Annotated in this window: 1 protein-coding gene; it reads right to left on the bottom strand. The window is 66.5% G+C overall.

Annotation, left to right across the window (positions count from 1 at the left end; translation table 11 throughout):
• The coding region (locus tag ACYVE7_RS35510; RefSeq protein ID WP_460371103.1) for a hypothetical protein at window positions 1-544 on the bottom strand (544 nt) is incomplete at both ends.

Consider the following 544-nt stretch of genomic DNA (forward strand, 5'->3'; position numbering starts at 1 on the left):
CTTTTCCAGACCGTAGCAGGCGAGGGCATAGTCGTTGGCGACGAAGCCCAAGGGTTTCAGCCCCTCCGCCTCCATGCGGCGGGTGACGAGCATGCCGAGCGACTGGTGCGCGTTCCAGCCTTCGAAGCTGTAGGCGACCATGTAATGGCGGCCTTCGCGCGGGAAGGTTTCGACCAGCAGCTGGCCGGGGCGGGGGAGGGCGGAGCGTTTCGCCTGGAATTCCAGCCAGTCGCGTACGTCGGGCGGGAAGCGGTGCCATTGCTCCGGTTCGGCGAGGAAGTGGCGGACGCGGGTGGCGAGGTTGGTCGACAGCGGCATGCGGCTGCCGCCGTAGGTGGGGATGCGGGCGGGTTTGCTGGAGGCGCGGACGATGAGGTCTTCGGTGTCGATGCTTTGCACTTCGCAGCTGAGGCCGGCGAAGAAGAAGGTGTCGCCGGGGCTGAGCTGTGCGGCGAAGCCTTCCTCGACCTTGCCGAGATGGCGGCCGTTCTTGAAGCGGACGTTGAGCATTGTCGCCTCGACGATGATGCCGGCGTTGAGGCGG

The sequence above is a fragment of the Actinocorallia lasiicapitis genome (assembly GCF_054778695.1).